The 23,184-nt window shown below is 73.4% G+C and carries 23 protein-coding genes; 12 read left to right on the top strand and 11 right to left on the bottom strand.

Annotated elements, in window-relative coordinates; translation table 11 throughout:
• Nucleotides 1-51 precede the first annotated feature (51 nt).
• The 4 genes from dapD to ACSBPG_RS10765 all read left to right on the top strand — a co-directional run bounded on the left by dapD (nt 52) and on the right by ACSBPG_RS10765 (nt 3,025).
• Complete coding sequence (dapD, locus tag ACSBPG_RS10780; protein WP_435537161.1) at nt 52-894, top strand: 2,3,4,5-tetrahydropyridine-2,6-dicarboxylate N-succinyltransferase; 843 nt, start codon at nt 52-54, stop codon at nt 892-894.
• Nucleotides 894-2,075 (top strand): succinyl-diaminopimelate desuccinylase, encoded by a 1,182-nt coding sequence (gene dapE, locus ACSBPG_RS10775; RefSeq protein WP_435537160.1) that lies wholly within the window; start codon nt 894-896, stop codon nt 2,073-2,075. Before dapD ends, dapE begins: the two co-directional genes overlap by 1 nt.
• A 34-nt stretch (nt 2,076-2,109) precedes the next feature.
• Complete coding sequence (locus tag ACSBPG_RS10770; protein ID WP_435537159.1) at nt 2,110-2,682, top strand: hypothetical protein; 573 nt, start codon at nt 2,110-2,112, stop codon at nt 2,680-2,682.
• A gap of 112 nt (nt 2,683-2,794) precedes the next feature.
• Nucleotides 2,795-3,025: a hypothetical protein gene (locus ACSBPG_RS10765; protein WP_435537158.1), complete on the top strand. Its 231-nt coding sequence runs from the start codon at nt 2,795-2,797 to the stop codon at nt 3,023-3,025.
• 7 nt (nt 3,026-3,032) lie between these two features.
• Here ACSBPG_RS10765 and cobT read toward each other — a convergent pair whose 3' ends face one another.
• Nucleotides 3,033-4,064, bottom strand: coding sequence for a nicotinate-nucleotide--dimethylbenzimidazole phosphoribosyltransferase (gene cobT / locus ACSBPG_RS10760; RefSeq protein ID WP_435537157.1), 1,032 nt, complete (start codon nt 4,062-4,064; stop codon nt 3,033-3,035).
• Between the two features lie 91 nt (nt 4,065-4,155).
• Nucleotides 4,156-6,753, bottom strand: coding sequence for a cation-translocating P-type ATPase (locus ACSBPG_RS10755; RefSeq protein WP_435537156.1), 2,598 nt, complete (start codon nt 6,751-6,753; stop codon nt 4,156-4,158).
• Nucleotides 6,754-6,867: 114 nt separating this feature from the next.
• On the opposite strand from ACSBPG_RS10755, the gene ACSBPG_RS10750 reads away from it, so the two are divergent.
• From ACSBPG_RS10750 to ACSBPG_RS10740, 3 genes are all read left to right on the top strand, one after another.
• On the top strand, nt 6,868-7,158 hold the full coding sequence (locus ACSBPG_RS10750) for an acylphosphatase (RefSeq protein ID WP_435537155.1): 291 nt from the start codon (nt 6,868-6,870) through the stop codon (nt 7,156-7,158).
• An 80-nt stretch (nt 7,159-7,238) separates the two neighbouring features.
• Nucleotides 7,239-7,472 (top strand): hypothetical protein, encoded by a 234-nt coding sequence (locus ACSBPG_RS10745; protein WP_435537154.1) that lies wholly within the window; start codon nt 7,239-7,241, stop codon nt 7,470-7,472.
• Entirely contained in the window at nt 7,472-8,002 is a 531-nt protein-coding gene (locus tag ACSBPG_RS10740; RefSeq protein ID WP_435537253.1) for a hypothetical protein, read from the top strand. The genes ACSBPG_RS10745 and ACSBPG_RS10740 overlap by 1 nt, the downstream gene beginning before the upstream one ends.
• Nucleotides 8,003-8,116: 114 nt before the next feature.
• Here ACSBPG_RS10740 and ACSBPG_RS10735 read toward each other — a convergent pair whose 3' ends face one another.
• Genes ACSBPG_RS10735 through ACSBPG_RS10720 form a run of 4 tightly spaced genes read right to left on the bottom strand, consistent with a single transcriptional unit; the run spans nt 8,117 to nt 11,518 of the window.
• The gene (locus tag ACSBPG_RS10735; protein ID WP_435537153.1) at nt 8,117-8,764 is read right to left on the bottom strand and encodes a histidine phosphatase family protein; all 648 of its coding nucleotides are present in this window, start codon (nt 8,762-8,764) and stop codon (nt 8,117-8,119) included.
• Nucleotides 8,765-8,787: 23 nt separating this feature from the next.
• Complete coding sequence (gene cobS, locus ACSBPG_RS10730) at nt 8,788-9,567, bottom strand: adenosylcobinamide-GDP ribazoletransferase (protein ID WP_435537152.1); 780 nt, start codon at nt 9,565-9,567, stop codon at nt 8,788-8,790.
• 42 nt (nt 9,568-9,609) lie between these two features.
• Nucleotides 9,610-9,819: a 2TM domain-containing protein gene (locus ACSBPG_RS10725; RefSeq protein WP_435537151.1), complete on the bottom strand. Its 210-nt coding sequence runs from the start codon at nt 9,817-9,819 to the stop codon at nt 9,610-9,612.
• Nucleotides 9,812-11,518, bottom strand: coding sequence for a long-chain-fatty-acid--CoA ligase (locus ACSBPG_RS10720; RefSeq protein ID WP_435537150.1), 1,707 nt, complete (start codon nt 11,516-11,518; stop codon nt 9,812-9,814). The genes ACSBPG_RS10725 and ACSBPG_RS10720 overlap by 8 nt, the downstream gene beginning before the upstream one ends.
• A gap of 230 nt (nt 11,519-11,748) precedes the next feature.
• Here ACSBPG_RS10720 and ACSBPG_RS10715 point away from each other — a divergent pair, with 230 nt between their 5' ends.
• The 3 genes from ACSBPG_RS10715 (at nt 11,749) to ACSBPG_RS10705 (ending at nt 15,818) form a co-directional block, all read left to right on the top strand.
• A complete protein-coding gene (locus ACSBPG_RS10715; protein ID WP_435537149.1) occupies nt 11,749-12,270 on the top strand; it encodes a cold-shock protein in 522 nt (173 codons plus the stop codon).
• 288 nt (nt 12,271-12,558) lie between these two features.
• Nucleotides 12,559-15,252, top strand: a complete 2,694-nt coding sequence (ppdK, locus tag ACSBPG_RS10710; protein ID WP_435537148.1) for a pyruvate, phosphate dikinase — start codon at nt 12,559-12,561, stop codon at nt 15,250-15,252.
• Between the two features lie 152 nt (nt 15,253-15,404).
• Nucleotides 15,405-15,818: a bacteriohemerythrin gene (locus tag ACSBPG_RS10705; protein WP_435537147.1), complete on the top strand. Its 414-nt coding sequence runs from the start codon at nt 15,405-15,407 to the stop codon at nt 15,816-15,818.
• Between the two features lie 172 nt (nt 15,819-15,990).
• Here ACSBPG_RS10705 and ACSBPG_RS10700 read toward each other — a convergent pair whose 3' ends face one another.
• The 4 genes from ACSBPG_RS10700 to ACSBPG_RS10685 all read right to left on the bottom strand — a co-directional run bounded on the left by ACSBPG_RS10700 (nt 15,991) and on the right by ACSBPG_RS10685 (nt 21,210).
• Nucleotides 15,991-17,688 carry a sensor histidine kinase gene (locus ACSBPG_RS10700; RefSeq protein WP_435537146.1) on the bottom strand — a complete coding sequence of 566 codons (1,698 nt, stop codon included), beginning with the start codon at nt 17,686-17,688 and terminating at the stop codon, nt 15,991-15,993.
• 197 nt (nt 17,689-17,885) lie between these two features.
• Nucleotides 17,886-19,973, bottom strand: a complete 2,088-nt coding sequence (gene glyS, locus ACSBPG_RS10695; RefSeq protein ID WP_435537145.1) for a glycine--tRNA ligase subunit beta — start codon at nt 19,971-19,973, stop codon at nt 17,886-17,888.
• A gap of 1 nt (nt 19,974) precedes the next feature.
• A complete protein-coding gene (locus ACSBPG_RS10690; RefSeq protein WP_435537144.1) occupies nt 19,975-20,853 on the bottom strand; it encodes a glycine--tRNA ligase subunit alpha in 879 nt (292 codons plus the stop codon).
• Between the two features lie 72 nt (nt 20,854-20,925).
• The gene (locus ACSBPG_RS10685; protein ID WP_435537143.1) at nt 20,926-21,210 is read right to left on the bottom strand and encodes a hypothetical protein; all 285 of its coding nucleotides are present in this window, start codon (nt 21,208-21,210) and stop codon (nt 20,926-20,928) included.
• Nucleotides 21,211-21,369: 159 nt separating this feature from the next.
• On the opposite strand from ACSBPG_RS10685, the gene ACSBPG_RS10680 reads away from it, so the two are divergent.
• Both ACSBPG_RS10680 and ACSBPG_RS10675 read left to right on the top strand, forming a co-directional pair.
• Nucleotides 21,370-21,597 (top strand): type II toxin-antitoxin system HicB family antitoxin, encoded by a 228-nt coding sequence (locus ACSBPG_RS10680; protein WP_435537142.1) that lies wholly within the window; start codon nt 21,370-21,372, stop codon nt 21,595-21,597.
• A gap of 72 nt (nt 21,598-21,669) precedes the next feature.
• Complete coding sequence (locus ACSBPG_RS10675) at nt 21,670-22,158, top strand: TerB family tellurite resistance protein (protein WP_435537141.1); 489 nt, start codon at nt 21,670-21,672, stop codon at nt 22,156-22,158.
• Here the strand turns inward: ACSBPG_RS10675 and ACSBPG_RS10670 are convergent.
• On the bottom strand, nt 22,155-23,060 hold the full coding sequence (locus tag ACSBPG_RS10670; RefSeq protein ID WP_435537140.1) for an AraC family transcriptional regulator N-terminal domain-containing protein: 906 nt from the start codon (nt 23,058-23,060) through the stop codon (nt 22,155-22,157). The two genes, ACSBPG_RS10675 and ACSBPG_RS10670, sit on opposite strands and share 4 nt — an antisense overlap.
• Nucleotides 23,061-23,184: the final 124 nt, after the last annotated feature.

Here is a 23,184-nt window from a genome sequence, read left to right as displayed (position 1 = left end):
CCCCGGCCCATGTTTCGCCGCTTTTTCGCCTCCAGCCGCCAGGGGTTCGCCATGACCGACGCCCAGCTCCAGTCCGCCATCGACACCGCGTGGGAGACCCGCGAAACCCTCAGCCCGTCCACCACCGGCACCGTGCGGGACGCGGTGGAGCAGGCGCTGGCCGGCCTCGACGCCGGCACCCTGCGCGTCGCCGAGCCGGCCGACGGCGGCTGGCGGGTCAACCAGTGGCTGAAGAAGGCGGTGCTGCTGTCGTTCCGCCTCAACGACATGGCGGTGGTCGAGGGCGGCCCCGGCGGGGCGACCTGGTTCGACAAGGTGCCCTCCAAGTTCGCCGGCTGGGGCGAGCACCGGTTCCGCGAGGCCGGCTTCCGCGCCGTGCCGGGCAGCGTCGTGCGCCGCTCCGCCTACGTGGCGCCCGGCGTGGTGCTGATGCCCTCCTTCGTGAACCTCGGCGCCTACGTCGACTCCGGCACCATGGTCGACACCTGGGTGACGGTCGGCTCGTGCGCGCAGATCGGCCGCAACGTCCACCTCTCCGGCGGGGTCGGCATCGGCGGCGTGCTGGAGCCGCTGCAGGCCAACCCGGTGATCATCGAGGACGACTGCTTCATCGGCGCCCGCTCCGAGGTGGTCGAGGGGGTCATCGTCGAGCGCGGCTCGGTGCTGTCCATGGGCGTCTTCATCAGCGCCTCGACCAAGATCATCGACCGCGCCACCGGCGAGGTGTTCGTCGGCCGGGTGCCGGCCTATTCGGTGGTGGTGCCCGGCAGCCTGCCCGGCAAGCCGCTGCCCGACGGCACGCCGGGGCCCAGCCTCTACTGCGCCGTCATCGTCAAGCGGGTCGACGAGCAGACCCGGGCCAAGACCTCCATCAACGAACTGCTGCGCGACTGATGCCCCCGACCGTCCCGCCCGCCCGGCTCGACGACCCCGTCGCGCTCGCCAGCGCCCTCATCCGCTGCCCCAGCGTCACGCCGGCCGACGCCGGCGCGCTGGACGTCCTGGCGCAGGCGCTGGAGCGGCTGGGCTTCGCCTGCCACCGCCTGCGCTTCGAGGAGCCGGGCGAGGCGGCGGTGGACAACCTCTACGCCCGGCTGGGCGGGCACGGCCCCAACTTCTGCTTCGCCGGCCACACCGACGTGGTGCCGCCGGGCGACCCGGCGGGCTGGTCGGTCGACCCCTTCGGCGCGGAGATCCACGCCGGGAACCTGTACGGCCGCGGCGCCGTCGACATGAAGGGCGCGGTCGCCTGCTTCGTCGCCGCGGTGGCGCGGTCGCTGTCGCACTCCGGCCCGCCGGCCGGCTCGATCAGCCTGCTGATCACCGGCGACGAGGAGGGCATGGCCGTCAACGGCACCCGCAAGGTGCTGGACTGGCTGCACGCGCGCGGCGAGCGCATCGACGCCTGCCTGGTGGGCGAGCCCACCAACCCGCGGCGCCTCGGCGACATGATGAAGATCGGCCGGCGCGGCAGCTTCACCGGCCGGCTGACGGTGCACGGGGTGCAGGGGCACGTGGCCTACCCGCACCTCGCCGACAACCCGCTGCCGCGCCTGGTCCGCATGCTGGACGCCATCGCCCGCGAGCCGCTGGACGCCGGCAACGCCCATTTCCAGCCCTCGTCCCTGGCGCTGACCACCATCGACGTCGGCAACCCCGCCAACAACGTCATCCCGCGCCAGGGCAAGGCGACCTTCAACATCCGCTTCAACGACATGCAGAACCCGGCCGGGCTCGAAGCCTGGCTGCGCGCCCATTTCGACGCGGTCGGCGGCTCCTACGACCTCGACTGCCACTGCAGCGGCGAGTCGTTCCTCACCCCGCCGGGGCCGCTCACCGAGCTGGTGGCCGACGCGGTGGCGGCGGTGACCGGCCGCCGGCCGGAGTACTCGACGACCGGCGGCACCTCCGACGCCCGCTTCATCAAGGACCATTGCCCGGTCGTGGAGTTCGGCCTGGTCGGCCAGACCATGCACAAGGTGGACGAGCACGTCGCCCTCGACGATCTCGCGGCGCTGACCGACATCTATGGGGCGATCGTCCGGGACGCCTTCGCCCGGCTGCCCGCCCCGTGACCCCGCCCCCGGCCCCGCCCAGGACGCTGCCCGCATGACGACCCTGACCGTACGGGACATCGCCTATTCGGTGGTCGGCGCCTTCCGGCTGGCCCGGTTCGACGCCACCGGACACGAGTGCTTCGACCGCTCCCCCGAGGGCGCGGCGAAGTCCTTCTACGCAGCCCTGCTGGTGCTGCCGGCCTACGCCGTGCTGCTGGTCCTGCGCCTGTGGGAGGAGATGCAGACGGCCCCGACCCTGCAGTTCGTCGCCGTCGAGGCCGTCGCCTACGTGATCAGCTGGACCGCCTTTCCCGTGGCGATGATCTCCGTCTCGGCCATGCTCGACCGCGCCGACCGCTATCCCGGCTTCGTCTGCGCCTACAACTGGTCGTCCGTCGTGCAGATGAGCGTCTATCTCCCGGCCGTCCTGCTGGCCGAGAGCGCCCTGCTGCCCCCCGGGATCGCCGAGGGGCTGGTGTTCGGCGTGATGATGGCGATGCTGACCTACCAGTGGTTCGTCATGCGCACCGCCCTCGACATCGCCGGCGCCACCGCGGCGGCGCTGGTGCTGCTCGACCTCTTCCTGTCGGCCCTGATCACCGACTACGCCGACGGGCTGCTCTGACCTCTCCGAGCGGGTCGCCCCCGAAGACCCCTTGCCCGGCGCAAACTATCAACGTTACGATTCGATGACGTTTCGATGGCACGCGGTCTGTCCGGTCAGGGAGGTCGGGGGCATGTTCGAGCTGTTCGTCGTCGGTTGCGTGGCGCTGCGGGCCTGCGAGTACGTCACCGTCCCCATCATCTACCCGACCGAGGCGCGCTGCGCCCAGCAGGCGGCCATCGTCGCCGGCATGGTCGGCGCCCGCTTCCCGTTCCGGGAGCTGAGCTACGAGTACAGTTGCCGCCCCGCCGACCGTCCGCGGGCCGCCCGGACCGCGGCGGCGGAGCCGGACGGCGAGCGGTGACCGGTGCTCAGCCCGCGGTCTTCCCGCTGACCCCGGCCTCGGCGAAGGTCGCCATGCCGGCGTGGCAGACGGCGGCGGCGCGCAGGAGGGGGATCGCCAGGGCGGCGCCGGAACCCTCGCCGAGACGCATGCCGAGGTCGAGCAGCGGCTCCTTGCCGAGGATTCCGAGGAGTCGGGCGTGGCCCGGCTCGACCGAGCGGTGGGCGACGACGCAGTGGTCGAGGGCCCGGCGGTCGGCCTTGTGGAGCACGGCGGCGGCGGCGGTGCAGGCGAAGCCGTCCAGCACCACCGGCACCCGGGCCATGCGCGCCGCCAGGATGGCGCCGGCGATCGCCGCCAGCTCGTAGCCGCCGAGCCGGCGCAGCGCCTCGAAGGGGTCCTCCCGGGCCTCGGGGTTGGCGGCCAGCCCGGCCTCCACCGCCGCCACCTTGCGCTCCAGCCCGGCGTCGTCGACGCCGGTGCCGCGCCCCACCCAGTCGCGCGCCTCGCCGCCGAACAGGGCGGCGGCGATGGCGGCGGCGGCGGTGGAGTTGCCGATGCCCATCTCGCCGAGCGCCAGCAGATGGATGCCCATCTCCACCGCCATCATGCCGTAGGCCATGGCGCGGCAGCACTCCTCCTCGTCCATCGCCGCCCCTTGCGTGAAGTCGCGGGTCGGGTTGTCGAGGTCGAGCTCGTAGACCCGCAGGTCGGCGTCGGCCATCTCCGCCAGCTGGTTCACCGCGGCGCCGCCGTTCTGGAAGTTGGCGACCATCTGCGCCGTCACCTCCGCCGGGAAGGCGGAGACGCCGCGCGCCGCCACGCCGTGGTTGCCGGCGAACACCGCCACCCGGGGACGCTGGAGCTGCGGCGGGTGCTGGCCCTGCCAGGTCGACAGCCATTCCGCCAGGCTCTCCAGCCGGCCCAGCGCGCCGGGCGGCTTGGTGAGCTGGCGCTCGCGCTGCACGGCGGCGGTGCCGGCGCCGAGGTCGGGGCCGGGCAGGTTGCGCACCAGCGCACGGATCTCCTCGAACGACAGGGCGGGCTGGGGATTGCTCATGGCGGGTACCGCAGGGAAAGACGGGAAAGGCCGGGACATTGGCAGGAAACCCCCCGCCCGTCAAAGGCGATGACCCCGGTCGGCGGCCGGGTCAAGGATCGCGGCGGCGCAGCAGGGCCTTGCGCGCCTCGTCCGCCGCCGCCATGGCGGCGACCACCGGGAGCCCCGTCAGCCACGCCCACCACGGCAGCGGCGCCGCGCCGAACAGCAGGTGGCCCGGCGGCGTGCCGACGATGGCGAGGAGCAGCGCCAATTCCGCAGCGATGCCCCAGAGGACCAGGCGGTTGCGCGGCAGGCGGCGGTCGAGGGCCGAGGCGCGGTCGTCGCGCCACAGGAACAGGTTGACCACCTGGGCCAGGACGATGGCGGCGAGGCAGGCGGTGGTGGCGGCGCGGTAGAGAGGGTCGGCGGCGCCCAGCGGCTGGCCCCACGACCAGCCGCCGGCGTACAGCACGGCCCCGTAGGCGGCCATCGCCGCCGCCGCCTCGAACGGCCCGAGGAAGAGATAGGCCCGCGCCAGCAGGCCTGGGGTCAGCAGGCGCCGGCCGCCGCGGCGCGGCGGGCGGCGCATGAGGTCGCGGTGCGGCGGCTCGGCGCCGAGCGCCAGGGCCGGCAGCATGTCGGTGCCGAGGTCGACCGCCAGGATCTGGATCACCGTCAGGGGCAGCGGAAGGCCCAGCAGCACGAAGGCGAGGTAGGGCACGATCTCCGGGATGTTGGAGGTGAGGATGTAGCCCATGAACTTGCGGATGTTGGCGAACACCGCCCGCCCCTCCTCGACGGCGTGGACGATCGAGGCGAAGTTGTCGTCCAGCAGCACCATGTCCGCCGCCTCGCGGGCGACGTCGGTGCCGCTGCGGCCCATGGCGACGCCGATGTCGCCCTGGCGCAGCGCCGGCCCGTCGTTCACCCCGTCGCCGGTGACGGCGACGATGTCGCCGCGCCGCTGCAGCGCCTGGACGATGCGCAGCTTCTGGTCGGCGCCGATGCGGGCGAAGACGATCTCCTCGGCGTCGAGCAGCAGGGTCAGGTGGGTGTCCGACAGGGCCCGCAGCCGGTCGCCGGTCACCACGGTGGGATCGTCGCCGCGCACCAGCCCGACCTCGCGGGCGATGGCGAGCGCCGTGTGCGGGTGGTCGCCGGTGACCATGACGACGCGGATGCCGGCGGCGCGGGCCCGCGCCACCGCCGCCGGCACCTCCGGCCGCGGCGGGTCCTCCAGCCCGACCAGCCCCGCCAGGGTGAGGTCGCGTTCCGGATCCCCGCCGTCCGCGTCGTCCCGCCACGCCAGCGCCAGCACGCGCAGGCCGCGGTCGGCCATCCGCTCCTGCTCGGCCAGCACCGCCCGGCGGCCGGCCTCGTCCAGCGCCGCCGCGCCGTCCGCGGCGGCGCGGCGGGTGCACAGGGGCAGCACCGCTTCGACCGCGCCCTTGGTGTAGACGACGCGGCGCCCGTCGGCTGCCGCGTGCACGGTGGACAGGCGCATGCGCTCGCTGTCGAAGGGCACCTCGTCGACCAGCGCCAGCCGCGGACCGGGGCCGGCGTGCTCGACCAGCGCCACCTCCATGGGGTCGCCCAGCCAGCGGCCGCGGCCGCCGGCCTTCAGGGTGTGGCAGTGGCGGGCCACCGCGGCGAGCGGCCCGGCCGGCCCGTGCGCCTCCTTCACCGCCATGCGGTTGCGGGTCAGCGTGCCGGTCTTGTCGGTGCAGATGACGGTGGCCGAGCCGAGCGTCTCCACCGCCGGCAGGTGGCGGATCAGCACCCGCCGCCTCGCCATCCGCCGCGCCCCCATGGCGAGCGCCAGGGTGACCGTGGGCAGCAGGCCCTCCGGCACGTTGGCGACGATGATGCCGATGGCGAAGACGAAGGCCCCCCACACCGGCATGCCGGCACGCACGCCGACGACGGCGAAGACGACGCCCAGCAGGGTGGCCAGCGCGGCGATCACCCGGCTGACCGTGGCGATCTCGCGCAGCAGCGGCGAGCGCACCCGCTCCTCGCCCTGGGTCAGGCGGGCGATGCGGCCGAACTCCGTGTGGGCGCCGGTGGCGAAGACGACCGCCCGCCCCTCGCCGGCGACCACCGCGGTGCCGGCCAGCACGAGGTTGCGCGCGGCCAGGGGGTCGCCCTCCTCGGTCGGCTCGGCGTCGCGCAGGACCGGCACGGACTCGCCGGTCACCGTCGCCGTGTCGACCCGCAGCCCGCGCGCCTCGACCAGCCGCGCGTCGGCCGGCACGCGGTCGCCCTCGCCCAGCAGGATCACGTCGCCGGGCACCAGCTCGGTCGCCGTCACCGGCAGCAGGGTGCCGCCGCGCAGGGTCTTCACCCGCTGCGGCAGCAGCTGGCCGAGCGCCGACAGCTCGCGCTCCGCCCGGTAGTCCTGCCAGAAGCTGAACAGCCCGTTGACCAGCACCACGCCGACGATGGCGGCGGCCAGGGTGGCCATGCCTTCGCCCGGCTGGTGGGCCTCGGCCACCAGGGCCAGCCCGGCGGCCAGCCACAGCAGCAGCGCGAAGAAATGGATGAAGCTGCGGCCCAGCCGCGCCAGCGGCGCGCGGCGCCGGGCCGGCTCCAGGGCGTTGCGCCCGAAGGTGCCGAGGCGGCGGCGCGCCTCGGCGGCCGACAGCCCCTGCATGCCGCTGCGCAGGCTGCCCAGGGCCTCGTCGGGCGACAGCTTCTGGATCCGCATGGCGGACCTCCGGCATGGTCCGGCCCACTCTAGCCCGGCCGCGCGGGTCCGGCCATTGGACAGATCGCCCCGCGGCCGCCACATTGCTGGCGGGCCCACCGGCGGAGGAACGGGATGGCGGACGGGACGGACCGCGCGGTGCGCGCGCACATCGGCGGACGGGTGCAGGGGGTGTGGTACCGCGGCTGGACGGTCCGGCGGGCGACCCAGCTCGGCCTGCGCGGCTGGGTGAGGAACCGCGCCGACGGCTCGGTCGAGGCGCTGTTCGCCGGACCGCCGGCGGCGGTGGACCGCATGCTGGCCGAGTGCCGCGACGGGCCGCCGGCGGCGCGCGTCGACGCGGTCACGGTGGAGCCCGCCGCGGACCCCGGCCCCGGCCCCTTCGCGCAGCGGCCGACGGTGTAGATCGGGAGCCGTGTGGATTAGGATTCCGTTAGCCATGTCCGGCTAGAGTCGCCGGGCGGTGCGGCGTGCGGAGGCTGACCATGGGCAAGGACATCAGGACGATCCGCGACCGGCTGTCCGCCGCCTTCCGGCGGGCGGCGGCGGGCAAGGTCGCGGGCAAGGTCGCGACCCGGGCGGCGGGCGACGGCCGTCCGGCGGAACGCGCCGCGACGCCGGCGGTCCGCCTCGGCCCGGCGCTGACCCGCCGCCTCGCCGCGGCGGGCGACGCCGCCACCGCGGCCGATGCTCCCGGCGGCATCGACATCCGCACGTGATGGGACGCGCCCGCACCCGTCGCCGGCGCGCGGCGCTGGCCGCCCTGCTGCTGGCAGGCCTGCCGCCGGCCGCCCTGCCGACGGCCGAGCCGGCCGCCGCCGGCCCGCTGGAGCGCACCGACCCGCACCACCTGGCGCCGGTGCCGCCCGGCGGCTACGACCTGCCGCTGGCGCCGCCGGTGATGCGCTTTCCCCTGCCGCCGCAATGGGTGACCATCCGCTCCGACGAGGACTGGCGCAGCGCCGGGCGCATCGACAAGGAGCTCTCCAAGGCCTGCGCCGAGCGGCGCTTCCGCGAGATGGTGCCGATGCGCTTCCGCGCCGTCTTCGGCCGCGACGTGCTGGGGGTCGCCTTCGGCCACGGGCTGAACCTGAGCGACGCCGGCAAGCTCGCCGATCCGCGGATGATCTACCTGTTCCGCAACGGCGACAGCACCGGATGCGTGGTGGTCGCCATGACCAACGAGGACGCCCGCGTCCTCCAGCGCACCGCCGGCCCGGCGACGCCGGCCCGCGGCGCCGCGCGCTAAGCAGGTTTGCCCAGGCCGGGCCACCGATGGCCCGGCCTGGGCAAACCTGCGGACTCCCTGGTTTTGCAGGTTTTCCGAGCCCGCCCAAAGGTGGGCGGAGTGCGGGAAACCTGCTTAGCTCTCGGCCAGAACGGCGCCCGGCGGCAGGTTGACCCCCGACACCCGCCAGGCCGGCGGCTGGTCGTCGACGGCGATGTGGTCGAGCCGGGTCAGCGACAGCGTGTCGATGCGGAAGCGCAGGGCGGCCTCGGGGTCGAGATGCAGGGCGTGGGTCAGGGCGGCGCGGATCGGCCCGCCGTGCACCACCGCCACGACGTCGCGCCCGGCGTGCGCCGCGGTCAGCCGGTCCAGCGCCGCGGCGACCCGCGCCACCACGTCGGTGAAGCTCTCGCCCTCGGGCGGCCGCTCGCTGGCCGGGGCGATCCAGAAGCGGTGCGCGGCGGCGGGCTGGCGGGCGTGCAGCTCGTCGTGGGTGAGGCCGGTCCAGGCGCCGAAATGCTGCTCGGCGAGGGCGGCGACCGGCTCCGGCTCGGGCGGCGGCTCGGCGCCCCAGGCGGCGCGGATGGCGGCGGCGGTGAGGCGGGTGCGGGCGAGCGGGGTGGCCAGCCACACGGCACCGCGCGGCAGGCCGGCGGCGAGCGCCGCGAACGACGCCGAGTCGGCGGTGTCGCAGTCGATGTCGGTCTGGCCGTAGATGCGCCGGTGCGGGTTCACCACCGGGGCGTGGCGGATCAGCCACCAGCGCGTGGTCACGACGTTCATGCCCGTCCTCTCTCCTCCTCGCCTCAGCGCAGCGCCACCAGGACCAGCAGCCCGGCGACCTCCGCCGCCTGCTGCGCCGATCCCAGCACGTCCCCGGTGTAGCCGCCGACCTGCCGCGACGCCAGCCCGCCGACCGCCGCGGCCGCCAAGGCGGCGGCCAGCACCACCACCGGGGCCGCCGCGCCGGCGCCGGCGAGCGCCAGCAGGGCGGCCAGCAGCACCGCCAGGACCGCCGATCCCACCGGCGGCCGGCCCTGGGTGGCGGCCAGGCCGTCGCGGCGCGCCGGCGGCATCGTCCGCGCGAGCACCGGCAGCACGGCCCGCGAGCACGCCCCGGCGGACACCAGCGCCGCCGCCACCGCGGCCGGCGCCGCCAGCGCCGCCAGCGCTGCGGCGCGCAGGCCGAGGACCAGCAGCAGCGCCAGCGCGCCGTAGCTGCCGATCCGGCTGTCGCGCATGATCTCCAGCTTGCGCGCCCGGTCGCGCCCGCCGCCGAAGCCGTCGGCGACGTCGGCCAGCCCGTCCTCGTGCAGCGCCCCCGTCACCCACACGGTGGTGCCGAGCGCCAGCAGCGCCGCCACCGGCGGCGGCAGGTTGGCGGCCGCCGCCAGCGCGTAGGCCGCGGCCCCCAGGGCGCCGACGGCGGCGCCCACCAGGGGGAACCAGCCCATGGCGCGGCCCAGCGCGTCGTCTCCCGGCGTCCGGCGCAGCCGCAGCGGCAGGCGGGTCAGGAAGACGACGGCGAGCGCCAGGTCGTCGAGCCGGGCGGCGAAGCGGGAGGGAGCGGCGGCGGTGGCGGGCATGCCCCTTTCCTAACGGAAAGCGCAAGCGGGGGCAAACGCGCCCTACCCGCCCCGCTTCAGCAGCCCCATGGCGTAGGCGGCGTGCACCGCCAGCGGGGCGCCCCAGCCGACCAGCGGCACCAGGAACCAGGGTGTCTGCGGGTCGACCAGCACGTTGACCGGCACCGCCACCACCATCACCGCGAAATAGGCGATGAGGTGGTTGAGGAAGCCGCGCAGGCGCCGCCGCGCCTCCGGATCGGGGTCAGCCACGGGCCTCGCCACGGCGCGCCTCCTCCTCGTCCAACAGGGCCTTGCGCGACAGCTTGCCGATCATCGTCTTCGGCAGGCTGTCGCGGAACTCGACGATCTTCGGCATCTCGATGGGCGACAGCTTGTCCTTGAGGAACGCCGCCAGCTCCTCCTCGCTCAGCGACCGGCCGTCGCAGACGCGGATGTAGGCCTTCACGGTCTGGCCGCGGTAGTCGTCGGGCAGCCCGGCGACGACGCACTCGGCGACGGCGGGATGGAGGTAGATCGCCTCCTCGACGTTGCGGGGATAGACGTTGAAGCCGCTGCACAGGATCATGTCCTTGATGCGGTCGACGATGAAGGTGTAGCCGTCCTCGTCCATGATGCCGACGTCGCCGGTGTGCAGGCGGCCGTCCTGCAGGGCCAGCGCGGTCTCCTCCGGCTTGTTCCAGTAGCCCTTCATCACCTGCGGCCCGCGCAGGCAGACCTCGCCCCGCTCGCCCGGCGGCAGCACGCGCCGCGGCTCGTCCAGGCTGACGATCTCGACGACGGTGCCGGGCAGCGGCAGGCCGATGGAGCCGGTCTTGTTGATCCCGTTCATGGGATTGCAGCAGGCCACCGGCGAGCTCTCCGACAGCCCGTAGCCCTCCACCAGGGTGCAGCCGGTGTTGCGCTCGAACGCCTCCTTCACGTCGAGCGGCAGCGGCGCGCCGCCCGACAGGCACAGGCGGATCGACGACAGGTCGAACTCCTTCAGCCGCTTGTGGTGGTTGATGGCGGTGTAGATGGTGGGCACCGCCGGGAACAGCGTCGGCTTCTTGCGGTGGATGGTCTCCATCACCTGGTCCAGCTCGAAGCGCGGCAGCATGACGATCTCGGCACCCAGCCGGATCGACAGGTTCATCACCACCGTCATGGCGAAGACGTGGAAGAAGGGCAGCACCCCCAGCATGCGCTCCTCCCCCGGCCGGGCACCGGCGAACCACAGGGCGCTCTGCACCGTGTTGGCATACAGGTTGGCGTGGGTGAGCATCGCCCCCTTCGGGACGCCGGTGGTGCCGCCGGTGTACTGCAGCACCGCCACGTCCTCGGCCGGGTCGATGGCGACCGGCGCGGGGCGGCCGTCGTTGGCGACGAGGGTCCCGAACGGCACGTGGCGGGCGTCGTCCGGCACCCGCGCCCGCTCCTTGCGCTTGACCAGGGGGAACAGCCAGCTCTTGGGGAACGGCAGGATGCCGGCCATGGGGCAGACGACGATCCGCTTCGGCCCGGCCCCGTCGGGCAGCCGCATCAGCTTGTCGTGCAGGACCGCCAGGTCGAGGGTCACCATCAGGTCGACGCCGGAATCGGCGATCAGTTGCACCAGCTCGCGCTCGGCGTAGAGCGGGTTGACGTTCACCACCGTGCCGCCGGCCTTCAGCACGCCGTAGAAGGCGATGACGAAATAGGGCGTGTTGGGCAGGAACAGGCCGACCCGCACCCCCTTGCCGACGCCGAGCTGCTGGAACCCCTTGGCGGCGCGGTCGACCAGCGCCCCCACCTCGGCGTAGGTCGAGCGGCGGCCGAGGAAGTCGAGGAAGGGCCGCGCGGCGAAGCGACGCACGGCCTCGTCCAGCAGCGCGAACAGCGGTGCCGCGGGGAGCGGCGCCTGCCAGTCGACGTCGGACGGATAGCAGCGCGCCCAGGGGAAGGACGGCTGGGCTGCGGCGGCTTCGGCCATGGTTCGTGCATCCACCGGTTGGACCTCCCCCGCAGATGGGCAGCGCCGCCGGCCTGGGCAAGCGCGGCATGCCCGGCCAGACTGCATCTACCGCCTTGTCCGTCAAGAAAAAGACGCTGGAGACTCCGCTTGCACTGTGCCTACAATTCGCGTCGGGGCGGTGCCGGGCGCGCCCGGCATCTCTCCTTGGAATCATCCGCGCGTGGCGCCGGGTTCAGGGGTTGGCGGACGTGTCTCGCTTCGGTCAGAACGGCCTGGTGACGTCGGACGACGCTGTCCAGGTTCGCGCCCTGGTGAAATGGTTCAACGTCACCAAGGGTTTCGGCTTCGTGGCTCCGGTCGACGGGTCGCCGGACGCCTTCCTTCACATCTCGGTGCTCAACCGCGCCGGCCTGCAGGAGATCGGCGACGGCGCCGAGGTCGTCTGCACCGTCGGACCGGGCTCCAAGGGACCGCAGGTCCTGCACCTCGTCGAGGTGGTCAGCGCCGGCGCGGCGTCGGGCGCACCGGCCGCCGCCCCGGCCCGACCGCGCGGCGGGCCGGAGACGGAGGTCTCGGGCACCGTCAAATGGTTCAAGCCGGACAAGGGGTTCGGCTTCGTCACCGCCGACGACGCCGCCAAGGACGTGTTCGTCCACAAGAGCGTGCTGCGGCGCTGCCACCTCGCCGATCTCGAGCCCGGCCAGCGGGTCCACATGCGCGTCCAGGATGCGGCCAAGGGGCGCGAGGCGACGTGGGTCACCCTGCTCTGACGCCAAGCACCTTTGCCCAGATCGGGGCCCCTGTGGCCCGGCCTGGGCAGACGGGCGGACCTTACGGTTTCGCAGGATGTCCGGGCCCGCCCATGGGTGGGCGGGCCCGGACATCCTGCCGAGACGGCCGGCAGGGCGCCCATGCGCCGGCACGGCTGCGGTTTGGCTCGACTTCGGCCGGGCCGTGCGTCTAGAACCGGTGGGATCATAATCGGCTGTTCCCCGTTGCGTCCGGGCTGGCACCCGTGCACGGGGCCAAAACGACCAGAGCTAGCGAGGAAATCCACGATGGCGAGCCAGGGCGAGAACAAGTGGGTCTACAGCTTCGGCGCCGGCAAGACCGAAGGGCGGGCCGACATGAAGAACCTGCTGGGTGGCAAGGGCGCCAACCTGGCGGAGATGGCGAACCTCGGCCTGCCGGTGCCGCCGGGTTTCACGATCACGACCGAGCTCTGCACGTACTTCTACGCCAACGGCCGGAAGTATCCCGATGACCTGCGCGGCCAGGTGGACGAGGCGCTGGGACGGCTGGAGCAGGCGATGGGCGCCACGTTCGGCGACCCCGCCAACCCGCTCCTGGTGTCGGTGCGCTCCGGCGCCCGGGCCTCGATGCCCGGCATGATGGACACGGTGCTCAACCTCGGCCTCAACGACACGACCGTGCAGGGGCTGGTGGAGCGCTCGAAGGACCCGCGCTTCGCCTACGACAGCTACCGCCGCTTCATCCAGATGTACGGCAACGTCGTGCTGGGCGTCGAGCACCACCACTTCGAGGACATTCTCGAGTCGCACAAGCGCGACCGCGACAAGCATTTCGACACCGACATGACGGCCGAGGACTGGCAGTCCGTCATCGCCGGCTACAAGGCGATGGTGGAGCACGAGCTCGGCCATCCCTTCCCGCAGGACGTGCAGGAGCAGCTGTGGGGCGCCATCGGCGCCGTCTTCGGCTCGTGGATGAACGCCCGCGCCATCACCTACCGCAAGCTGCACGACATCCCGGCCGACTGGGGCACCGCCGTCAACGTGCAGTGCATGGTGTTCGGCAACATGGGCAACGACTGCGCCACCGGCGTCGCCTTCACCCGCAACCCGTCGACCGGCGAGAACCTGTTCTACGGCGAGTATCTGGTGAACGCCCAGGGCGAGGACGTGGTGGCCGGCATCCGCACGCCGCAGCACCTCACGATCGCCGGCAAGGAGACCAACAAGTCCGACCTGCCGGCCATGGAAGAGGTCATGCCGGAGGTGTTCAAGCAGCTCGACGGCGTCCGCCTGACGCTCGAGAAGCACTACCGCGACATGCAGGACATCGAGTTCACGGTGCAGCAGGGCACGCTGTACATGCTGCAGACGCGCACCGGCAAGCGCACCGCGGCGGCCGCCCTGAAGATCGCCGTCGACCTCTGCCGCGAGGGGGTGATCGACAAGGCCGAGGCGGTGAAGCGCATCGATCCCGCCTCGCTCGACCAGCTCCTCCACCCGACGCTCGACCCCAAGGCCGACCGCAAGGTCATCGCCAAGGGCCTGCCGGCCTCGCCGGGCGCCGCCTCGGGCAAGGTGGTGTTCACCGCCGACGAGGCGGAAAGCCAGGCCGGCCTCGGCGACGCCGTCATCCTCTGCCGCATCGAGACGAGCCCCGAGGACATCCACGGCATGCACGCCGCCCGCGGCATCCTGACCACCCGCGGCGGCATGACCAGCCACGCCGCCGTGGTCGCCCGCGGCATGGGCCGGGCCTGCGTCGCCGGCGCCGGCGAGCTGCGGGTCGACTACAAGAACAAGGTCATGTCGGTGCGCGACGTGACGATCCGGGAAGGCGACATCGTCACCATCGACGGCTCGACCGGCGAGGTGATGCTGGGCGAGGTGCCGACCATCCAGCCCGAGCTGTCCGGCGACTTCGCCACCCTGATGGGCTGGGCCGACGAGATCCGCCGCCTGGGCGTGCGCGCCAACGCCGAGACGCCGCTCGACGCCCGCACCGCCCGCAAGTTCGGCGCCGAGGGCATCGGCCTGTCGCGCACCGAGCACATGTTCTTCGACCCCGACCGCATCCTGGCGGTGCGCGAGATGATCCTCGCCGAGACCGAGGAGGGCCGCCGCAAGGCGCTGGCCAAGCTGGAGCCCTTCCAGAAGCAGGACTTCGTCGAGCTGTTCGAGATCATGGCCGGCCTGCCGGTGACGATCCGCCTGCTCGACCCGCCGCTGCACGAGTTCCTGCCCAACACCGAGGCGGAGATGGAGGAGGTGGCCCGCGCCGCCGGCACGGACCCCCTGCGCGTCCATCACCGCGCCGCCCAGCTGCACGAGGCCAACCCGATGCTCGGCCATCGCGGCTGCCGCCTCGGCATCACCTATCCCGAGATCTACGAGATGCAGGCCCGCGCCATCTTCACCGCCGCCGCCGAGGTGGAGACGAAGACGGGCGAGACCGTGATCCCGGAGGTGATGATCCCGCTGATCGGCACCAAGAAGGAGCTCGACATCCTGAAGGCGGTGGTCGACCGGGCGGCCGAGCAGGTCAGGGCGGCGACGGGCCGCACCGTCACCTACCACGTCGGCACCATGATCGAGCTGCCCCGCGCCGCCCTGCGGGCCGACGAGATCGCCGAGACGGCCGAGTTCTTCAGCTTCGGCACCAACGACCTGACGCAGACGACGTTCGGCATCAGCCGCGACGACGCCGGCAGCTTCCTGCCGGACTACGAGCGCGCCGGCATCCTCGAGCACGACCCGTTCGCCACCCTCGACGCCGAGGGCGTGGGCGAGCTGGTGCGCATCGGCGTCGAGCGCGGCCGCAAGGTCCGCCCCGACCTGAAGCTCGGCATCTGCGGCGAGCACGGCGGCGACCCGGCGTCGGTGACCTTCTGCGAGAAGGTCGGCCTCGACTACGTGTCGTGCTCGCCCTACCGCGTGCCGATCGCCCGCCTGGCGGCGGCCCAGGCGGCGCTCGACAGCGACACCGTCAAGCGCGACTGATCCGGCATCCGACCAGCCCCCTCCGGAGATCCCCTCCGGAGGGGGTTTTTCGTGCGGCTGCCCTGCGCCGGACGACGCCTCGCCGCCCTGCCCTGATGCGCATGTCATGCTAATATGCAGCCTCGGGGACGGCATGGGGAAAGCGTTCGCCGATGACCGCACACGCGACACTCGTCTGGACCGACGCTCTCGCCACTGGGGTGCCGGCGCTCGACCGCGAGCACGCCGCGCTGGTCGCCCTCGTCCAGCGCCTGGACGACCCCGCCCGCGCCGACGGCCGCGCCGCCGTGCGGGCCCTGCTCGACGCCCTCACCGCCGAGATCTGCCGCCACTTCGACGAGGAGGAGCGGCTGATGCACGCCAGCCGCTACCCGGACACCGCCGCCCACGAGGAGGCGCACGCGCTGCTGCTGAAGCAGCTCAACAACTTCGTCGCCCTGCAGGACACCCAGGCCGAGGGATGGGCGAACGCCCACGTCGTCGACTTCGTCGGCCGCTGGCTGATCGACCACATCCGCGAGGACGACGGCCGTCTCGGCCGCTTCCTCGCCGGCCGCGGCGGCTGACACCCGTCGAGCGGAATGGCTGACCCACCTCCGGCCCCCACCCTCCCCACGGCTCCGCCGCGGGTCCCCTCCCTCCCCTGCGAAGCGGGGGAGGGCCGGGGTTGGGGGCACTCGTGTGTCTGGGTTTCCGCTCGGGGGCATGACTCCCGTAGGAACGCGGAAACCGGCCGCGCTAGCCGATGTCCTCGCCGTCCGGCTGGTCCTCGGACAGGCACAGGCGGAAGATGGTGCCCGGCCGGCCGGCCGGCGGGCCGTCCGGCGGGCCGTTCTCCAGCGTGTAGCGGCCACCCGCCTGCTGCACCAGCCGGCGCAGCAGGGTGCGGCCGATGCCGGAACGGCCCGCCGGGCCGGCGTCGCCGCCCAGCCCGACCCCGTCGTCCCGCACCTCGACGACCGTGCCGTCCCGGTCGCGGTGGACGCGCACGGCGATGGTGCCGCGGCACCCTTCGGGGAAGGCGTGCTTGATGGCGTTGGTGATCGCCTCGTTCACGGCGAGGGCGGCGGGCACCGCCCGGTCGAGGGGGAGGGCGCACGGCTCGGCCGTCACCACCAGGGCGATGCCCCGCTCGTCTAGCGCGAAGGCGTCGGCGAGCTGCTCGCACAGCTCCTCCAGATAGGCGCCGAAGGCGACCCGGTCGGCCTGGTCGGTGCGGTAGAGGACGCGGTGCAGGAGCGCCATCGAGGCGACCCGGTTGAGCACCGACTCGAAGGCGTCGCGGGCCTCGGCGTCGCCCGTCCGGCCCGCCTGCAGGCGCAGGAGGGCGGTGACCACCTGCAGGTTGTTGGTGACCCGGTGATGGACCTCGCGGAACAGCACCTGCTTCTCGGCCAGCGTCGCCGCCAGCCGGCGGTTGCTGGCGTCGAGGGCGACGTTCGCCTGCTCCAGCTCGGCGCGCACGCCGACTTCGCGGTCGAGGCCGCGCAGCAGCAGGGCGAACAGCGCGCCGGCCACGGTCAGGCCGGCCGCGGCCAGGGCGGCGACCCACGCGGCGCGGACGCGCCAGCGGACGAACACGTCGTCCATCGCCAGCGAGGCGAACGCCACCACCGGCAGGCGCTCCGCCGCCCGGTAGGCCATGAGGCGGTCGATGCCGTCCACCACCGAGGCGCCGCGGTACACGCCGGCGGGGCTTTGCGCGAGGTAGCTCCGGAACAGCGGCGAGTCCGCCAGCGAGCGTTCCGCAACCGTCGCCGGCATCGGCTGGCGGGCGATGAGCGTGCCGTCCTGGCGGCCGACGGCGAGCACCGCCGAGGGCCCGAGCCCGGTCTTCCCGTAGGCCTCGGCGAAGTAGTTGGCGTCGACGGTGACCGCCACCAGACCGGCGAAGCTGCCGTCCGGCGCCTCCAGCCGGCGCGACACGGTGAAGACGGCGCGCTGGCTGCGGCGGGCGATGATGGTGGCGCCGATGAAGAGATCGTCCTCCTCCGCCGCCTTGGCCGCCGCGTGCGCCTTGAAGTAGTCGCGGTCGCGAACGTCGATCCGCCGCGACGGGAAGGCGACGGAGCTCAGCGCGGTGAAGCCGTCGCGGTCGACCACCAGGATCGACGACACGTACGGCAGCGAGTCGGCCATGGCCTTCAGCTCGGCCCAGTCGCCACGGTCCTCGCGCATGGTGGCGAGGTCGCGGCCGCCGATGAACTGCATGGTCCGCCGGACCATCTGGTCGGCGGACAGGAGGATGCCGGTGGCGTGCGCCTCCACCAGGGCGGCGGCGGAGCGGAGCTGCTGTTCGGCGTGGCGCCGCGTCTGCTCGTGGTCCTGCCACACCGCCAGGACGGCCAGCGCCACACCGAGCGACGCGGCGAGGACGAACGCCCCGACCAGCAGGCGCCGCAGGCCGACCGGCCTGCGCGTATGGACGACCGACATCCCGCTGGAACTCCGATCCCCGTCCGTTGCACGCGGCGGTCATCGTACAGCACGGCGGCCGGAAAGTATCGTATCGTTGCGAGTCGCTATCGAAAGGGGCAGGTGGCCGGCGGTCGGCGACGGGGCGAACGGAAACGGGCGGTCCCCGCCGTCGCCGGCGGGGACCGCCCGTCGACCGGACCGCCCGGCCGCCCGCGTCAGCCTTCGATGCGCGAGAAGTCGGCGACGGCGTTCAGGGTGGCGCGGATCTGGCTCAGCAGGCGCAGACGGTTGGCCCGCAGGGCCGCGTCGTCGGCGTTCACCGTGACCTTGTCGAAGAAGGCGTCCACCGGACCGCGCAGGCGCGCCAGCGCGCCCATGGTGCCGGCGAAGTCCTCCGCCGCCAGCAGCGGTGCCGCCGCCGCCGCGGCCTCGCCGAGGGCGCCGTGGAGGTCCTTCTCCTCCGCCTGGTGCAGGAGGGCGGGATCGACCGGCTGGTCGTACACCGTCCCGTCCTTCTTCTCCTCGATGCGCACGATGTTGGAGGCGCGCTTGTACGCGGTCAGCAGGTTGGCGCCGTCCTCCGAGCCGACGAAGGCCTGCAGCGCCGTCACCCGCGCCAGCAGACGGACCAGATCGTCCTCGCCGCCCAGCGCGAACACCGCGTCGATCAGGTCGTGGCGCACGCCCTGGTCGCGCAGCACCACCTTGAGACGGTCGGCGAAGAAGGCCAGCAGCTCGTCCGCCACACGGTCGGCGGCGGCCAGCCCGTCCACGCCGTACAGCCGGTGCCCGGCCCGGAAGACGGCGAGCAGCTCGAGGCGCTGCCCGTTCTCCAGGATCAGGCGGATGATGCCGAGCGCCGCGCGGCGCAGGGCGTACGGGTCCTTGGAGCCGGTGGGCTTCTCGTCGATGGCGAAGAAGCCGATCAGGGTGTCGATCTTGTCGGCCAGCGCCACCGCCACGGAGACCGGCGCCGACGGGCAGCTGTCGCCGGGGCCGAGCGGCTTGTAGTGGTCGGCGATGGCGGCCGCCACCTCCGGCCGCTCGCCCTCGCCCAGCGCGTAGTAGCGCCCCATGATGCCCTGCACCTCGGGGAACTCGCCCACCACCCCGGACACCAGGTCGGCCTTGGCGAGCAGGGCGGCGCGGGTCGCCGCGTCGACGTCGGCGCCGATGGCGCGGGCCAGCTCGCCGGCCAGGGTCTGCACGCGGGTGACCTTCTCCGCCAAGGTGCCGAGGCGGGCGTGGAAGGTGATGTCGGCGAGCGCCGGCACCCGCTCCTCCAGGCGCACCTTGCGGTCCTGGTCCCAGAAGAACTTGGCGTCGGACAGGCGGGCGCGCAGCACGCGCTCGTTGCCGGCGACCACCGCCCTGCCGCCGTCCTCGGTCGCCATGTTGGCGACGACGACGAAGCGCGGCGCCATGCGGCCGTCCTCGTCCAGCACGGCGAAGTATTTCTGGTGCGTGCGCATGGAGGTGATCAGCACCTCCTGCGGCACGTCCATGAACGCCTCGTCGATGCGGCCCATCAGCACCACCGGCCATTCCACCAGGCCGGCGACCTCCTCCAGCAGCCCCTCGTCGGGCTTCAGCACCAGCCCCTCGGCGGCGGCCAGCGCCTCGGCGTCGGCCTTGATCTTCGCCTTGCGCTCGGCGCGGTCGAGCACCACGTGGGCGGCGCGCAGCTTGGCGGCGTAGTCGGCGAAGGACGTCACCGCGAACGGCTCGGGCGACAGGAAGCGGTGGCCGCGGGTGGTGTCGGTGAAGGCGAGCTCGCCCTGGCGGGCGCCCAGCGCCACCGTCCCCTGCAGCGTGCGCCCGCCGAACACCGCGAGCACGGCGTGCAGCGGCCGCACCCAGCGCACGTCGGTCTGCGACCAGCGCATGGACTTGGGCCAGGGGAACTCGGCCATCACGGCGGGGATCGCCTCGGCCAGCACGGCCGCGGTGTCGCGGCCCGGCTTCTCGGTCACCGCGAAGTAGAACACGCCCTTGCCGGTGTCGCGCTGCTCGCACTGGTCGAGCGACGTCAGGCCGGCGGACTTCAGGAAGCCCTGCACCGCCTGGTCGGGCGCGCCCAGGCGCGGGCCCTTCTTCTCCTCGCGCACGTCGGCGGTGCGCTCGGGCAGGCCGTCGACGACCAGGGCGAGGCGGCGCGGTGTGGCGTGGGCCTCGGCCCTGTCGAAGGTCAGGCCGGCGGCGGTGAGCTTCTCCGTGACGAGGCGCTTGAGATCGTCCGCGGCGCGCGCCTGCATGCGGGCCGGGATCTCCTCGGAGAAGAATTCGATCAGAAGTTCGGGCATGTTACCTGGCCCCTCCGGCGATCCACGCCTCGCAGCACGCCTTGGCCAGCGCGCGGACGCGGCCGATGTAGGACGCGCGCTCGACCACGCTGATGACGCCGCGCGCGTCGAGCAGATTGAAGAGGTGGGAGGCCTTGATGCACTGGTCGTAGGCCGGCAGGGCGACGCCGCGGCCGACCAGCGCCTGGCACTCCGCCTCGGCGTCCTTGAAGTGCTGCAGCAGGGCGTCGGTGTTGGCGTGCTCGAAGTTGTACGCGGAGTACTCCACCTCGGCCCGCTTGAAGACGTCGCCGTACCGCACGCCCTGGCCGTTGAAGTCGAGGTCGTAGACGTTCTCCACGCCCTGCACGTACATGGCGAGGCGCTCCAGCCCGTAGGTCAGCTCGACCGCGACGGGGTCGCACTCGATGCCGCCGACCTGCTGGAAATAGGTGTACTGGGTGACCTCCATGCCGTCGCACCAGACCTCCCAGCCCAGCCCCCAGGCGCCCAGGGTCGGGCTCTCCCAGTCGTCCTCGACGAAGCGGATGTCGTGCAGGCGGGGATCGATGCCCAGCACCTCCAGGCTCTTCAGGTACAGCTCCTGGGCGTTGGCCGGCGACGGCTTCAGGATCACCTGGTACTGGTAGTAGTGCTGCAGGCGGTTCGGGTTCTCGCCGTAGCGGCCGTCCTTGGGCCGGCGCGAGGGCTGCACGTAGGCCGCCTTCCACGGGTCGGGACCGAGCGCCCGCAGGGTCGTCGCGGGATGGAAGGTGCCGGCGCCCACCTCCATGTCGTAGGGCTGCAGGATCACGCAGCCCTGTTCGGACCAGAACTGGTGGAGCCGGAGGATGAGGGCCTGGAAAGGCAGGGGGGAGGAGTTCGCGCTGTTCGGCGCCATGGGCGGCCACGTGAGGTTCTTGTTGAGGCGCGCCGCACCATACGCGGCACTCCCCCCCGAATCAAGCGCGCCTCAGCGCCCGTACGGGCACCCCGGCCGGCCGCAGGAGGCGGCCGAGCGCGGCGCCACGTAGGCCCCGCACTCCGGGCATTTCTCCATGTCCTCGGCCGTCTCGCCGGCCCGCCCGCCGCGGGCCGACGCCGTCGCCGCCCCGCCCCGCCCCTGCGGCGCCGGCCGCTCGCCGCGCTCGCGCAGCCGCTCGCGCCCCACCGCCTCGACGCGCTTCAGCCAGCGCCAGCCGAAGAAGGCGAAGACGACCACCAGGACCAGCAGGAGGAGCTTGGAGAAGGACAGCATGCGGCAGGATTAGGGGGTGGCGGCGCGGCGGTCAAGGCTGGAGGGCGACCGCATACGCAGCCACGGACGCGGTCGCCCGATGCGCCGACTGGACAATATACGCCGGCGAACCCACGGTTTCATGCTCTCCCACGTTCCCGCCACGATCATGGAGACGTCATGGACAGCCGCGCCTACCCCGTCATCGTCCGCCCGGTGCCGCCCGAGGACGGGACCGGCTACCGCGCCGACGTGCCCGACCTGCCGGGCTGCACCGCCGGCGGGGCCACGCCGGCCGCGGCGGAGGCCGCCGCCCGCTCCGCCATCGACGCCTGGGTCGCCGAGGCCACGGCCGCCGGGCGGCCGGTGCCGCCGCCGTCGGACCGGCTGGGCACGGTCACCCAGTAGACCGCGGACCCCGTGCACGGTCCGCCGCGTTGATGGTCGAGACCATGGTCGCGCACGCGAAAGGAAGATCCCATGCTGAACCGCATCCGTGCCCTGTTCGACGACTGGGACGGCCGGCCCGAGGAGAAGCGCCGCCGGCGCCTCGGCCACGACGAACTGCAACTCGCCGCGGTGGCGCTGCTGGTCGAGGCGGCGCGCACCGACGACCGCATCGGCCCGGAGGAGCGCGCCCGCATCGTCGCCGTGGTGCGCCGCCGCTTCGACCTGGACGAAGCGGACGCCGGCGAGCTGCTGCGCGCCGCCGAGGCGGAGACGGAAGGGGCGGCCCACCACTACGACTACGTCCGTCCCATCATCGACCACTGCCCACCCGAGGAGCGGCTGTGGATCGTCGAGATGCTGTGGGAGGTGGCCTACGCCGACGGCGACCTCAACGACCTCGAGGCCAACCTGATGCGCCGCCTCGCCGGCATGCTGGCGGTGCCCGACCGCGAGGTGGGCGCCGCCCGCCTGCGGGTGGTCGAGCGGCTGGGCATCCCGCGGGACAAGGGGCTTCTCTAGGCCGGCGCCGCCATGGCAGCCCCCGCCGGGCCTTCCCGTGCCGCCTTCGCGTCGCGCACCGGCGGCAGGCCGAACATCCGGCCGTACTCGCGGGTGAACTGGGACACGCTCTCGTAGCCGACGGCGAACGCGGCGCCGCTGGCGCTCGCCCCTTCGGACAGCATCAGCCGCCGCGCCTCGATCAGCCGCAGGTGCTTCTGGAACTGCAGGGGCGAGAGGGAGGTCGCGGCGCGGAAGTGCTGGTGGAAGGACGACGGGCTCATCCCGGCGACGGCGGCCAGGCGCTCGACCCGCAGCGGGCGGGCGAAGTCGGCCCGCAGCACCGCGACCGCGCGCGCCACCCGCTGCGCGTGGCCGCCCGGCCAGCCGAGGCGCCGGATCGCCGAGCCGTGCCGGCCGATCAGCAGCCAATAGTGCAGCTCGCGCACGAGCTGCGCGTGCAGCACCGGCACCGACGCCGGGCGGTCGAGCAGCCGCATCAGCCGCAGCGCCGCGTCGGCCACCTCGGCGTCGGTCGGGTCGACCCGCACCGGCGCGTCGTCGGCCGCGAGCGCGGCGCCCGCCTGCGCCGCCAGATCGGCGATGACGGCGAGGTCGAGCTCCAGGACGAGCGACAGGTAGGGGGCGGCGACGCTGGCGCGCGTGATCTGGCTGACGGTCGGCACGTCCGCCGTGATCAGTAGCGAATCGCCGGCGGCGAACGCGAAGGCCTGCGTCCCCATCGTCACCTGCTTGCTCCCCTGCAGCACGAGGCAGACGAGCGGCCGCGAGATGGCGTAGACGAGGCCGCTGGGCGCCGTCGCGCGCACGGCCGTGAGGCCCGGGATCGGGGTCTGCGCCAGGCCGTCCGCGTCGGCGTGGGCCTCGGCGTGGCGGCGGACGGCGTCGAACAGCGTGGTCATGGGGCGAGCCTGCTCCGTCGCCACGGCGATGCGCGGCATCTTGGAGGAACAGGCAAGGATTGTCGAGGTTCCGGCAACAAAGGCCGGCGTCCCCGCCCGATATCGGAGTGGTCACGCCACAGGG

It is taken from the genome of Azospirillum sp. ST 5-10, assembly GCF_051225715.1.
Classification (GTDB): Bacteria; Pseudomonadota; Alphaproteobacteria; order Azospirillales; family Azospirillaceae; genus Azospirillum.
This window is presented reverse-complemented; position numbering and strand designations above follow the sequence as displayed.